The sequence below is a fragment of the Humidesulfovibrio mexicanus genome (assembly GCF_900188225.1).
Taxonomy (GTDB): domain Bacteria; phylum Desulfobacterota; class Desulfovibrionia; order Desulfovibrionales; family Desulfovibrionaceae; genus Humidesulfovibrio; species Humidesulfovibrio mexicanus.
On the sequence record NZ_FZOC01000009.1, the window covers coordinates 1 to 13,256 of the forward strand.

General features: G+C 65.2%; 13 protein-coding genes. 2 read left to right on the forward strand and 11 right to left on the reverse strand.

Going from position 1 to position 13,256, the window contains the following annotated elements:
• Nucleotides 1-216: 216 nt before the first annotated feature.
• The gene (locus tag CHB73_RS15025; protein WP_089275427.1) at nucleotides 217-2,847 is read left to right on the forward strand and encodes a DUF6044 family protein; all 2,631 of its coding nucleotides are present in this window, start codon (nucleotides 217-219) and stop codon (nucleotides 2,845-2,847) included.
• A gap of 162 nt (nucleotides 2,848-3,009) precedes the next feature.
• Here CHB73_RS15025 and phoU read toward each other — a convergent pair whose 3' ends face one another.
• From phoU to CHB73_RS15080, 11 genes are all read right to left on the reverse strand, one after another.
• Nucleotides 3,010-3,675 carry a phosphate signaling complex protein PhoU gene (phoU, locus tag CHB73_RS15030; RefSeq protein ID WP_089275428.1) on the reverse strand — a complete coding sequence of 222 codons (666 nt, stop codon included), beginning with the start codon at nucleotides 3,673-3,675 and terminating at the stop codon, nucleotides 3,010-3,012.
• A 16-nt stretch (nucleotides 3,676-3,691) separates the two neighbouring features.
• On the reverse strand, nucleotides 3,692-4,450 hold the full coding sequence (gene pstB, locus CHB73_RS15035) for a phosphate ABC transporter ATP-binding protein PstB (RefSeq protein WP_089275429.1): 759 nt from the start codon (nucleotides 4,448-4,450) through the stop codon (nucleotides 3,692-3,694).
• Nucleotides 4,451-4,590: 140 nt separating this feature from the next.
• Entirely contained in the window at nucleotides 4,591-5,526 is a 936-nt protein-coding gene (locus CHB73_RS15040; protein WP_089275430.1) for a hypothetical protein, read from the reverse strand.
• A 38-nt stretch (nucleotides 5,527-5,564) separates the two neighbouring features.
• Entirely contained in the window at nucleotides 5,565-6,524 is a 960-nt protein-coding gene (locus CHB73_RS15045) for a glycosyltransferase (RefSeq protein WP_089275431.1), read from the reverse strand.
• Nucleotides 6,521-7,309, reverse strand: a complete 789-nt coding sequence (gene budA, locus CHB73_RS15050; RefSeq protein WP_089275432.1) for an acetolactate decarboxylase — start codon at nucleotides 7,307-7,309, stop codon at nucleotides 6,521-6,523. Before budA ends, CHB73_RS15045 begins: the two co-directional genes overlap by 4 nt.
• A gap of 2 nt (nucleotides 7,310-7,311) precedes the next feature.
• The gene (locus CHB73_RS15055; protein ID WP_235641626.1) at nucleotides 7,312-7,821 is read right to left on the reverse strand and encodes a chemotaxis protein CheD; all 510 of its coding nucleotides are present in this window, start codon (nucleotides 7,819-7,821) and stop codon (nucleotides 7,312-7,314) included.
• Between the two features lie 113 nt (nucleotides 7,822-7,934).
• Nucleotides 7,935-8,573: a redox-sensing transcriptional repressor Rex gene (locus CHB73_RS15060; protein WP_089275433.1), complete on the reverse strand. Its 639-nt coding sequence runs from the start codon at nucleotides 8,571-8,573 to the stop codon at nucleotides 7,935-7,937.
• 101 nt (nucleotides 8,574-8,674) lie between these two features.
• Entirely contained in the window at nucleotides 8,675-9,001 is a 327-nt protein-coding gene (locus CHB73_RS15065) for an ATP synthase F0 subunit C (protein ID WP_089275434.1), read from the reverse strand.
• 53 nt (nucleotides 9,002-9,054) lie between these two features.
• A complete protein-coding gene (gene atpB / locus CHB73_RS15070; RefSeq protein WP_089275435.1) occupies nucleotides 9,055-9,741 on the reverse strand; it encodes a F0F1 ATP synthase subunit A in 687 nt (228 codons plus the stop codon).
• A 3-nt stretch (nucleotides 9,742-9,744) separates the two neighbouring features.
• The gene (locus CHB73_RS15075) at nucleotides 9,745-10,188 is read right to left on the reverse strand and encodes an ATP synthase subunit I (protein WP_089275436.1); all 444 of its coding nucleotides are present in this window, start codon (nucleotides 10,186-10,188) and stop codon (nucleotides 9,745-9,747) included.
• 35 nt (nucleotides 10,189-10,223) lie between these two features.
• Nucleotides 10,224-10,496, reverse strand: coding sequence for an AtpZ/AtpI family protein (locus CHB73_RS15080; RefSeq protein WP_089275437.1), 273 nt, complete (start codon nucleotides 10,494-10,496; stop codon nucleotides 10,224-10,226).
• 261 nt (nucleotides 10,497-10,757) lie between these two features.
• Here CHB73_RS15080 and CHB73_RS15085 point away from each other — a divergent pair, with 261 nt between their 5' ends.
• A complete protein-coding gene (locus CHB73_RS15085; RefSeq protein ID WP_089275438.1) occupies nucleotides 10,758-13,253 on the forward strand; it encodes a Lon protease family protein in 2,496 nt (831 codons plus the stop codon).
• The last annotated feature ends 3 nt before the right edge of the window (nucleotides 13,254-13,256 follow it).

Here is a 13,256-nt window from a genome sequence, read left to right on the forward strand (position 1 = left end):
CCACGCATCGGCGGCGAGCGCAAGCTGCAGGTCCTGCGCTGGGGCGCCGCATACTACTTCCAGTTCCTGCGCGAAGTGGTGTGGTGGAAATAGGCTCGATCTCCAGCTAGTGCACTGTGCGGCCTGCCCCGCCCAATGCACTGCACCTTACAGAATGCGACCGGAAATGCGCGGCGGCCGCAGGCCGAGGGCTCCCGTCGCGAAGGGGGCTTCGGTATGACCTCCGCCAGTCATGACCAGGGGGCGCGCCCGCGCCCGTACAGGGACATCCTGCTCTTTCTGGGGCTCGCTGCCGCCCTGTGCATCGACCAGATCATGCTCGGTCCCTACGCTGCGGTCTCCTTCTTCGACACCATCGAAATCCATTTCCCCATGTACCGGCTTCTGGGAACCCTGACCCTGGAGCACGGGCTTTTCTCCTGGAATCCCTTACTGTGCGGGGGGCTGCCCTCCTTCGCCTCGCAGCATCCTCCCTATGCGCCTCCAGCGCTTTTGGCCACCGTCATGCCCTTGTGGATTCTTTCCCTGGCCTGGAACCTGCTGCGGGCTTTCGTCGCGGGATATGGAATGCACAGAATGCTGGAAGGCTTCCTGGGCCTGGACAAACGGGCGGCGATCCTGGGCGGGGCGCTGTTCGCCGTGGCCTGTCAGTCGGGTCTGGTGCTCGCGGTCATGAGCTACTCCCTGCCGCTTCTGTGCGCCTGGACGCGGGATCTTGCAGGCGGCGGGCAGAGCCGCGCCATCCGCTGGCTCAAGGCGGCAGGATTGCTGTTCCTGAGCTCCCTCTCCTATCCGGTGCTCTCGCTGCCGTACGCTCCTGTGCTGCACCTTGCCCTGGTGTTGCTCTTCCGTCGGGACGATCCCTTCCTGCGCCGACACGTGGCCCTGGTATTCCTGTTGTGGACGGCCTACGTTCTGCTCTTTATGCCGAACCTGCTGGAGCTGTACAACTTCGTCCCCTACGTCCACCGGGGCTATGCGACCCCTTACGATGGCCCGACCCAGGCGCTGCTTCAGACGCTCCGCCTGGTGTTCAACGCCTTCCGCAACAATGCATACCTGCCGCTGCTCGTATTCGCCCTGCCGACGATGCTCGCCAGCAAACGCCTCAGGCCGGTGTTCGCCTTCGCAGTGTTGCCCGTGGTCGTGTTCAACCCCCTCATGCCCGGCACCCAGTTGCTGCACCTGCTGGAAGGCTCATTCATCTTGAAGATGGACCTTTCCAACATCCGTTTCTTCTCGGAGATGACCCTTATTCTCGGCTTCAGTGCGGCCTTCGACGACATGCTGCGCTCAGGAAAGCGGCCAGATTGGCGGTGGGGGCTTGTCGCCGCAGCCTCCGCCTTCGCCAGCGGCCGCGTACAAGACGGGATAACCGGACTCTTTCTGCTCGGCGCGTTCTGGGGCGGACTACTGGCCCTTGCCTCGGCCTCCCGTGCGGCCCGGTCCCGGCCGTCCCCGGCCGCGTGCTGGATGCTGTTCGTCTTCTGCCTCTGCGGCTGGACCATGATGACCCGCCAGCAGTTCCTGCTCCAAACGCAATCCATGCCCTATTCCCGCATCTTCGAAAACCACCCGCAGCTTGCGGAGATCGCCAAGGAACAGCGGCAGACTCCCTTCCGGGTGGCGTGTCTGGACTTTCAGCCTGTGGTGGCCCTGGGCAACGGCCTGGACACGCTGGGCCAAAAGGGGCCCCTGTTCAACAAGCACTACAAGCACTACGCCAAGCTGGTCATCCTGCCACAGTTGGAACGCCTGGACCAGGTGGAATGGTACGACAGCTTTTGGCACCACATCTACTTTGGCCGCACCGAAGACCGCGCACCGTTTGTCACACGGGTGACCCTTACTCCGCGGCAGCCGCGCAGCATTGCGGATTTCAATCTGCCGCTGCTTCTGGCCATGAACGTGCGCTACATCCTCTCCACCTCGCCAGTGGAAGGACTGGAGGCGCACAGCGACCAGCACCTGTTCCTGCCCGGCCGCAGCCTGCCCCTGGCTCCTTCCGGCAGCCAGTTGGATGCGGAGTACTCGCTTCCGCTGCATGTGTATCGGTTGCAGGGCTCCTTCGAGCGCGGCTACCTGGTGCGCCAGTCCCAAACCTTCACCTCGGATGAAGACCTGGCGGCGGTTCTGGCGGGTCAGGACACGCCCAGCCTGCGCGATGTCGTGTTCATAAGCGGCCCAGCTTCGGCCACCGGCATGGCGAGCGCAGCAATGCCCTTTGCCGGGGAACAGGCAGGGCCGGGACAGATCGCCCTGGTGGAGCACGGCCCGGACCGGCTTGTGTTCAAGGGCGACATTTCCGAACCATGCAGCCTCGTGGTCACCAACAACTACCACCCAAACTGGACAGCCCGCATCAACGGCAGCCGTGTGCCGGTTCAGCGGGCCAATCTGAGCTTCCAGGCCATCGCCATCCCCACGACCGGGCCGGTGACCATCGAATTGGACTATGCCGCCCCGCTGCTGCGCTGGGCACACGCCGCCACGGGCCTGGGGATTCTCCTGTTTCTGCTGCTCGCGGCATGGAGACAAGCCAATGACGGACAAAAGCCCCCTTCAGGAACCGCCAGCAACTGCGCCTGCGTTTCGCCCTCCAGAATCCTGACCGGCGCCATGCTCTCCGGCGTGGTCTGGACTGCCGCGTATCTCCTTTTCGTCTTTGGGAGAAACGTCGGCAAGAGCGACAGACCCCTGGTGTACCTGCTGTGCACCACGCCTCTTTTGGCGCTCGCGCTGGGAGCCTGGGCCTGCAGCCTCAACCGCTTCCTGAGCCGCAATCCGAACATGGCCGCAGCAGCTCCGGAACGGGTCGACTCGGCACAGGAGACGAATAGGGCGTAGGCCCACAATGGCCCTGCCCAAACAGAAACGTCCCGGACGGCGCATCGGCCATCCGGGACGTTTTCGTATCACTGTGGCGCCCGGTGAAAAGACGGATTCCGCGTACCTGCGGCACCAACCACCACGCGGCCCGGCGAACGGTCCGCCTTTCCTGGCCCCGTCTCAGCCCCGGCAGCGGTGCTTAAGGTTCTGCCCTTCCTTGATGAAGACCACGGCCTCGGCGATGTTGGTGGCCAGGTCCCCGATGCGTTCCAGGTGGCGCGAGGCCATGATGACGTGCACGCTGCGCTCCACGATGCGGGTCTCGTCCACCATGGTGTTGATGGCTTCCTTGAGCACCTTGAGGGACAGCTCGTCGGCGCGGTGGTCCATGGCGCAAATGCCTTCGGCCAGCGCGGTATCCTCATCCACAAGGGCGCGCACGGCCTTTTGCAGCATGTCCTGCACATGGGCGCACAGCTGGGCCATGCGCGGATTGTCCGGCAGGGAATGGCGCGTGGAAAGGAACAGGGTGCGGTGGGCCAGATTGACGGCCTCGTCGCCTACGCGTTCCAGGTTCATGGTGATGCGCATGGAGCCGATGATCAGGCGCAAGTCGCAGGCCATGGGCTGGTCCAGGGCGAGCAGCTCCAGGTTGAAGGCGTCGATCTGGTCTTCCATGTCGTTGATGTTCATGTCGTTCATGACGACGCTTTCAGCCAGGTCGGTGTCGTGCTCCAAATAGGCGCGGCAGGCGTGCTGCACGGCCTGTTCGGAGAGGGCGGCCATGCGGATGAGCCGCATCCGCAGTTCGGAGAGCTTTTGAGTGAAATGGCTGCGTTGCTGCATGGCTGTATCCTTTTTCCTAGCCGAAACGGCCGGTGATGTAGTCTTCGGTCTGGCGGTTGCGCGGTTTGGTGAAGATGGTGCGCGTGTCGCCTTCCTCAATGAGGGTTCCCAGGTAGAAGAAGGCGGTGCGGTCGGAAACGCGCGCGGCCTGCTGCATGCTGTGGGTGACGATGATGATGGTCAGGTCGCGCTTGAGCTCGTGGATCAAGTCCTCGATCTTCTGGGTGGCGATGGGGTCCAGCGCGCTTGCGGGCTCGTCCATGAGCAGCACCTCCGGCCGCACGGCCAGGGCGCGGGCGATGCACAGACGCTGCTGCTGGCCGCCGGAGAGGCCCAGGGCCGAGGTTTCCAGACGGTCCTTGACCTCGTCCCAAAGCGCCGCACCGCGCAGGGAGGACTCCACCCCCTGGTCGAGCACGCGCTTGTCGCTTATTCCATTGACGCGAAGCCCATAGGCCACGTTCTCATAAATGGTCTTGGGAAAGGGATTGGGCTTCTGAAAGACCATTCCAATGCGCCGCCTGAGGGCGACCACGTCCACTCCGGGGGCGTGGATGTCCTCGCCGTCGAGGGCGAGAAGCCCGGTGACGCGCGTGCCGGGGATGAGGTCGTTCATGCGGTTGATGCAGCGCAGAAAGGTGCTCTTGCCGCAACCGGAGGGCCCGATGAGGGCGGTGACGTGATGCTTTTCGAAATCCAGGCTCACCTGATGCAGGGCGTGGAAATCGCCGTAATAGAAATCCAGGGATTGCGACGTGATTTTGATGTCGGGCATGTGCGTCTCCGTGTGCTTGCCGCCGCTTGCCGCAGGGACGCGGACGCGGCGTGCCGCACCAGGAGATGTACGCACGGGAAGCGACATCTGGACCACGGATTTGTGACGATTGCGTGACGGAAGACGGCGCTGACGGAAGGCTAGGACCCCAGACGCACGGCCAGGGGGATGGAAACACGCAGGCTCCCCGCCTCCTTGACGAGATCCGGGTCAAGCTCGCGGGACACGGCCCCGTTGCGGAACTCGATGGACAGGCGCAAACGGTCCTGGTGTTCCCCCACGGCCACGGCCTTCACCGGGCCGGTGTCGTAGCGCAGCAAGGTGCCGCCCTTCTTGCGCCAGGGGCCGCGCAGGTCCACGGCCAGCTTGCGCGGGGCGTCCGGCGTGGCGAGGTTGAACCAGGTGACGCGCTCCACAACGGTGTTGGTGGCCGCGTGCACGATCACCCGATCCGGCTGAAATTCCAGCACGATGTCGCCGACCCATTTGCCATCCGGCGGCAGGGGCAGGGGCGTGCCCTGCGGCTTTTGTTGCGGCAGGGCCAGGGCCTTGGGGTCGACCGCCGGGGCGGCGGACACGCGCACGGCCTTTTCCGCCGCGGCCTTCGGGGCGGCGTCCTTTTTTGGCTCGGCCTGGGGAATTGCGGCCGTGGCCGGGGCCGCTTTCGACGCGGCGGAAAGGTCCGGCGCGACCATCGCCTTGGCCGCGCCTGGCGCATGGGCCGCCGCCACGGGCTGCGCCTGGGCCGACTTGGCCGGGGCGGGCTTCGCCTCGGACGTGCGCACAGGCTTTGCCGCAGCCTTTTCGGCAGTGGCGGCCGCCTCCGCGGCGCGTCCCAGGGCCGTCTTGGGGGCGGTTGGAGCATCAGCCCGCTTTTCGGCCGTGGCGGGAGCGGAGTCGGTGGTGGCAGGAGCGGGCTGTTCGGGCAGGGTCATGCGCGCGGTCTTCTGCACAGGCAACCGCAGCTCCCACTCCCCGGCCAAGGCCGCGACCGGACCGAAAAACAGGGCCAAAGCCAATGCGCCCAGGCCCGTGCCCATGGCCACTGTGTTCGTGAGGCGTTCCAAGGCTCGCATGGGCGGCACCCTACACCATTCGCGCGCCGGAGCAAACCCTAGAGCGCATCCCAGAAATCGCACAGCCCACCGGCCACCTTGGCCTCAGGCCAGCACTGCTCCACAAAGCGGCGCGAATCCTCGCCAATGCGGCGGCAGCGGTCCATATCCCCGGCAAGGCCGCGCAGGGCGGCGGCAAGACCGTCCGCATCGCGCGCAAGCACCCAGGGCAGTTCGTCCACACAGCGCCCGGAAAATTCCGCCACATGGTCCAGATTCCACCGGTCCAGGCCCGCAATGACCGCCAGCCCCTGGCTCAGACCCTCCAGGCTGCTCACCCCGTAGTACCCTTGCATGTGGTCGAACAGCGCGTGGCAGGCCCGCTTGCGCGCCAGACACGCCGCATGGGGCACATTGTCGATGAGGTCCAGCTCCAGGCCGATATCCTGGGCCTGCAGCGAAGCCGTGACCTCCAGCAGTTCCTCGGTGTTTTTGAGATCCCTGCGCGTGGGGGAATGGGCGAGCCTGAGCGGGCCGGACCAGTCACGCGGAAAAGGCCGCAGGCTTTCGTCGTCCTGATGCACGAGGTTGGGCTGCCAGCGGGCCTCGGGCATCATGCGCAGCAGGTCCGGGGTGCTCACCAGCAGGTGTCTGCGGCCCAGGCGGCGATATTTCTCCCGGAAACGCTCCGGATCGGCGCGGAACTCGTGGTGCCCGTGCTCATGGTGGACCACGGCCTTGCCCGGAAGGTAGTCGGCGGGCAGAAACGGCCCAAGGCGCAACTGCTCGTCCGCGGTCATGTGGAAGTGCAACACGTCGCTCTGCCGCAGCAGGCGTTCAAGTTCCGCCAGACCGGCATCGTCCAGGTCCGGCACGTGCAGATCCTTGGGCCAGGAATGGGTGTAGCGCGTCTCCAGGGTGACCATGCGGCAGTGGTGGCGGCCCAGACGGTTCACGGCCCGGCAGAAGCCGATGCCCGTGCCCGCCGGGTCGTTCACCGCGATCATGAGAATGTTCACTGCGGGGCCTCCACGGAATGCAGCTCCCCGCTGCGGTCGCGGCCAAGGTCGAAGCCCGAAAGCCCCTTGTCCGGCAGGACAAGCACAAAGCGGCGCAATGCGGACACCCGCGCCTGGGGGCGTGCCGTGGCGTCCAGCACGCAGGAAAGCACATGTCCGCCGCGCGTGCGGTCACGGGTAAGAAAATGCCAATGCCAGCCCGGAACGCCCAAGCCCTTGGCGTAGGCCGGGCCGCGCAGGCCCACAAGCGTCCCCTCCACGGCCTGGAAACGGAACAGGGTCTGCTCCTTGGCCACCTCGGCCAACGGCCGGTACGGAGGGCTCTGGCGGGGCACGCTGCGCGCGCTGAGGCTGGCGAAGCGGCCATCCACACGCGCCGCGGCAAAGACGTTGGCATCGCCAAGCACCGCGTCCAGGCGCCGCCCCAAACCCTCCAGGTCCAGCCCGGGCTCAAGGGGGAAGGCCGCCTGCGCGCCCATGCGCGCCACCTGGGCAAAGGGGGTGGTCAGACTGTCCGGCGGAATGACCACAGCGCCGCTGGCCAGCACCTGGTGCACGCGACCGTCCAGCACCACCATCTCGCCGTCAAGGGCGTCGAAGGTGCCCAGCCCGATGTCGCCCAAGGCGCGCACACGTTCGATGGACATGGCCCCCTCGTACCCCCCGGCGAGCAGCGCATCGATGACGCCGACCTGCGTGAGCGCGGGGGTATCCGCCGCCATGGCGCTGGCGAGGCAGGCCAGCGAAAGAATCGTCGAGAAAACGAATTGCATGATGCGCTGCATACTCACCCTTCCCTTCCGCTGCGGTTCAACTGCTTCACCCACACATCGCCAGTATGCGTGAGAAAATGGAGCTTTCTCCCGTTGTTTCCGCCCACCTGCGACTTGAAGATGGGCAGGCCATGGTTCATGAGCCAGAGGCGGACGGCCATGATGTTCCTGCTGCCGATATCGTAGAGCGACGTGCGCTGCACCCCGCCCATAAGCCCGGAAGCCCCGCCGAAGACCTTGACCACGAGATCTTCGGGCCGGACCGCCAGCTTCAAAAGCGAGGCGTACATGCTGTCCAGGGCGGTATCGACAAAGCGGCAGAGCTGGGGCTCGCGTCCATGCGAATCAAAGGTCACGCTGTTCGGCAAAAAGGCGTGGCATATGGCGCCGAGCCCCTTGCGCGGATCGCACATGGTGACGGCCACGCAGGAGCCGAGCACCGTGGTGACCAGGGTGGGCTGGACGCCGAGGTAGCAGTCGCCCGTATGGAGAAACACTCGTGGGAGCTGATCAATATCCTGCACTGGCGAAGGCTCCGATACTGCGCGATGCGTGGTGTGCGTCAGCATCATCGGCCCAACAACTACGCAAGTCAACCGCGCCGCATAAGCAAAAAGCTATGCGACCAGTGGGAAAATCAATCGCGGGATTCGTCGAAACGGATGTGGAAAGCGGCGGCGTAGAAATAGTGGAAGAAATCCACATACTCCAAATGGATGTGCTTGGGCACGGCGATGCGCGCCGGGGCGAAGTTGATGATGCCCTTGATGCCCGCGCCGATGAGGTAATTGGCGGCGCGCTGGGCGCGTTCCGGCGGCGTGGTGATGACGCCGATATCCAGGCCCAGTTCCTTGACCTTGGCGGGCAACTGGCGGGAGCAGACAATCTCCATGCCTTCCACCACCTCGCCGATCTTGTAGGGATCGCAGTCGAAGGCGCCGCGGATGATGAAGCCCTTGCGCGAGAACTCTCGGTGGCGCAAAAGCGCGCGCCCCAGGTTGCCCACGCCCACAAGCGCGCAGTTCCAGGCGCGGTCGATGCCGAGAGAACGCTTGATGGAGGTGATGAGATCCTGGACGTAGTAGCCCACACCCCGGACGCCGAATTCTCCGAAGTAAGCCAAGTCCTTACGGATTTGCGAAGAATTCACGGAGCAGGCCTCGGCCAGGCGCTCCGAGGAGACAACGTCGGTGCCCTCGCGCTTGAATTCCGACAGGACCTGTATGTAGGTGGCCAGTCGGGCAATGGTGGCCTTGGGAATATGCTCGCTCTTCACGGCCTTACATCCGGCTGGATATATATTTGTGAAATTATTAACAGATGCCCCGGAAAAAAGGAGGCCTTACGGCCTCCTTGAATCCGGATGCAGACAGGAAACTAGGCGCCCAGGGGCTTCACGAAGAGCAGGATCAGGTTGACGACCAGGGCGTAAATGGCCAGGGACTCGATGAAGGCCAGGCCCAGGATCAGGGTAACGGTGATCTTGCCACCGGCTTCGGGGTTGCGGGCGGTGCCTTCGCAGGCGGCCTTCAGGCCAAGGCCCTGACCGATGCCGCAGAGGCCGGCGGCGATGCCCATGCCGATGGCGGTGGCCCAGGCGGCCACGGGGCCGACAGCGGCGCCGGCGGCGGCGACATCGTCGGAAGCGAAGGCGGCGGAAGCGCAGAGAACCATAGCCAGGGTCATCAGAAGAGCTTTACGCATGAGGGTGACTCCTAAAGGTATGTTGTTGTGGTCAGACGACCATTTCCCCGTGATTAGTGGGCGTGCTCCAGGGAGCCCTTCAAGTAGATCATGGTGAGCATGAAGAAGATGAAGGCCTGAATGGTTTTGCCCAGGATGAACAGGAAGTACATGGGCAGGGTGCCGAGCACCGGAGCAAGCACGAAGAGCAGCACCAGGACGATTTCCTCGCCGCGGATGTTGCCGAAAAGACGGAGGGTGAGCGAGACCGGGCGGGCCAGGTGGCTCACGGTCTCAAGAATGAGCATCAGCGGGGCCAGTGCGGCCATGGGGCCCATGAAGTGCTTAATGTAGCCGAAGCCCCATTTCTTGATGCCGATGTAGTTGTAATAGAGGAACACGCAGATGGCCATGGCGGCATTGGTGTTCACGTTGGCCGTGGCGGCGTCGCAGCCGGGGATCAGGCCGATGTAGTTCATCACCAGGATGAAGATGAAGATGGAGCACAGGAACGGGAACACCCTTCGGCCTTCCTCTCCTATGTTCGCCACCGTGAAGTCCTCAAGCCCGCCGATGACGGTCTCGAACACGTTCTGCAGCCCGCCGGGCACCAGCTGGAGTCGCCCGCGCAGCATGAAGGCGCAGGTGAACAGAATGATCATGGCCAGCCACATGTAATACACGTGCGGCGGCAGACCCAGCCCCAGCTTCTCGTCGATGATCATCGAATAGGTCAGCGGATGCGGAAGTCCTGCAGACATGTCCTAAGCCTCCTTCCCCTTCCCCACAGTGGGGACTTTGTGCCTGATCTGAAGAACCCCCCACAACACCGCGTTGGCGATCGCGGTGGAGAGCCCGGCCAAAAGCCCGTAAGCCGACGCCCCGGCCCATGCGACCAGCATGGCGATGGCGGCGGCGGTCAACACCAGCCTTCCGTAAAAGAGCGTCAAAAGCGTGAACATGGCGCCGCGCCTCACCCGGACCAACTCTTGCGCGGCCTTGGAAAGCCACCAGAAATTGATGCTGATGATGCACGCACCGGCGGCGAAGGAGAACCCCCAGTTGGAGAACCCGCTCGCCAGACACGCAACCGCCGACCCACCCGCGGCCAGAAGCACCTGGTTGCGCATCAGCCGCCTTGCCTCCACCAGGGCGAAGCCCCGGCGGTACAATACGGCGTCCATCTTCCGGACAAGCTCTGCGAACATGCACCCTCGCGCCAACGAGCCCAAAAGCCCGCCGTCTATTTCCCCGGTTCCTGGCCGTCCTTGCCAGTCCCCTCGCCAGTGCGCCTCTGGATGCGCCTGGCCTCCCGGTACACGTCGCGGAACCCCGCAACGATGCCCAGTAGGAGAAACACCACCAGGAGCCACGGACTCGTGCCCAGCCACTTGTCCAAAAAGTAGCCCATGGCCAGGCCGATGAAGGTGGCGCTCACAAGCTGGAGACCGATGGTCCCGGCGACGTAGAACAGTTCCAGTGCCCCGGATTGCTTGCCCTGCTTGGGAAAGAACATACTCAAACCCCGGACGGTTGTTCCGGATGGCCTGCGCGCGGCCCCCGGACCCGGAATGCCGGGACGTTCATTTCTTCACAAGGAGAAGTAGCTAGCACAAGCCCCTTGCCCCGTCAATGCGGTTGCGCCCTCGCGGCCACGCATTTTTCATCTTTTCCGCACCCAGGCCGCGCTGGCGCAAATAGTGACAATCGCGCCCGAAGCCAGTATGAGCAGTCATCCGCGCCACTGCGCGCACGCCACAGCCAGCATGGATGGAGCATGACCCGAAAGACCGGCACCACAATCGTCCGGGCGGCGGCGACCCTGCCCCCGGAGAAACTGAGGACCCGCCTTGACCCGGCCTCCCTGCCCTGCGCAGACAGCCGCGGACTCGCAAAGCGTAACGGCCAGGCGGCCTTCCAGCCGCGCGCCATGCAGGCCCTGCGCATGGCGCTCATGATCCCCGGCCTGGAATACAATGTCTTTGTGGCCGGCGATCCCGGCCAGGGACGCACCCACTTCGTCCGGAGCATCCTCTCGCCGGAGGCGGCCAAGCGGCCCACCCCGCCGGACTGGCTCTACCTGCACAATTTCGAGGACGAGGACCGCCCGCACGCCGTGAGCCTGCCGGCCGGCCAGGGCCGCGCCTACAAGACCGCCCTGGCCAAGGCGCTGGCCGACGTGCGCCTGGCCATCAACGCCAGCTTCGACCAGGACGCCTACCGCAACAAGCACGAAACGCTCTTCAAGCGCTTCTCGGCCAAGCGGGACAGCATCTATAATAAAATGGAAGCCATGGCCCGCGACAAGGGCTTCGCCCTGGACATGGACGACAACGGCGGGCTGACCATACTGCCCATGGCGGGCGGAAAGGTCATGGAGGACGAGGAATACGGGCGCCTGCCTCCGGCCCGGCGCAAGCTGCTCAAGACCAAGGGCGAGCGCCTGCTGTCCGACATCGGCGTGCTGTTGCGCAAGCTCACCCAAAGCGAGCAGGGCTTCCGCCAGGGCGAACTCAAGCTCCACCGCGAAGTCGCCGCCGAGGCCCTCACCACGCGCCTGGCCCCCCTGCGCAAGGACTTCGCCGCCCATGCCCGGCTCATTGAGCACATGGCCGCCGTTGAAAAGGACATCCTGGACAACGTGAACGATTATCTCCCCCGCGACGCGGCGGAGCGCTGGGGCGCGGCAGCACCGGCCGCGCAGTCCGCCCACGGGGCCCACGGCGAAGCCCACGGCCAGGCGCAGGCGCAAGATGACATCGGCTACCGCCACGAGGTGAACCTCTTCGTGGACAACGGACGGCTGGCCCAGGACCGGCAGGGCGCGCCCGTTGTGGTGGAGGACCACCCCACGGCCTTCAACCTGCTGGGCAGCATTGAGCGCGAAAGCGAACTGGGCGCGTTCTACACCGACTTCTCGCTGGTGCGCGCGGGGAGCGTGCACCGGGCCAATGGCGGCTTCCTCATCCTGAACGTGGAGGACCTGCTGGGCAACCAGGGCTCCTGGGAGGGACTCTTGCGCGCCCTGCGCCTGGGCCGCCTGCGCATGGAGGACCCCGGCGACGGCGAGCAGACCCGGACCCGCACCATCGAGCCAGAGCCAATCCCCCTGGACCTCAAGATCATCCTTGTGGGCACGGACGAAGCCTATGAGGCCCTGCTTTCGGGCGACGACCGCTTCCGCAAGCACTTCAAGCTCAAGGCCCATCTGCAGGGCAGCGTGGCCCGCACCGCCGCCAGCACCCGGCAGTACCTCGCCGCCCTGGCGGGCATCATCGACCAGGGCGGACTGCCGCCGTTTTCGCGGGAGGCGCTGGCCGGACTGGTGGACCACGCCAGCCGCCTGGCCGAAGACCAGAAGCGCCTCACCCTGTCCTTCACCCAGGTTCGCGGACGCATGATCGAGGCCGCGGCCATCGCCCGCATGGACGGCCGGGAACTGGTGGAACTGTCGGACCTTTCGCGCGCCGTGGCCGAACACGACTTCCGGGCCAACCTCTTCGAAGAGGAGTTCATGGCCGACTACGACCGGCAGATCATCAAGGTGGCCACTGGCGGCAGCGCGGTGGGCCGCGCCAACGGCCTGTCGGTCACGCTCTTCGGCGACTACGAGTTCGGCCTGCCGCACCAGATTTCCTGCACCGTGGGCGTGGGGCACGGCGGCATTCTGGACCTGGAGCGCGAGGCCCAGCTGGGCGGGCCCATCCACACCAAGGGCATGATGATCATCAAGAGCTGTCTGGTGCGGCTCTTCGCCCAGGACAAGCCGCTGGTCTTGACCGGCAGCCTGTGCTTCGAGCAAAACTACGCCGGGGTGGAGGGCGACTCCGCCTCGGGCGCGGAGCTGGCGGCGCTTTTGTCCGCGCTTTCCGGCGCGCCCATAGACCTGTCCCTGGCCTTCACCGGCGCGGTAAGCCAAAGCGGGGCCATCATGGCCGTGGGCGGCGTGAACCGCAAGGTGGAAGGCTTCTTCGAGGTCTGCCGCAGGCGGGGACTTAGCGGACGGCAGGGCGTGCTCTTCCCGGCGGACAACGCCGTGCATCTGCTGCTGAAGGACGAGGTGGTGGAGGCCGTGCGCGCGGGCCAGTTCCACCTCTACCCCGTGGCCAGCATAGAGCAGGCCATGACCATTCTGACCGGCCTGCCCGCCGGCACGCGCCGCAAGGACGGCCGCTACACGCCGGGATCGCTCTACAGCATGGTGGACGCGCGGCTGGCCGAACTGACGCGGCTGGCCTCCCAGGCCGAACATCCACGCAAGAAAAGGGGCTAACGC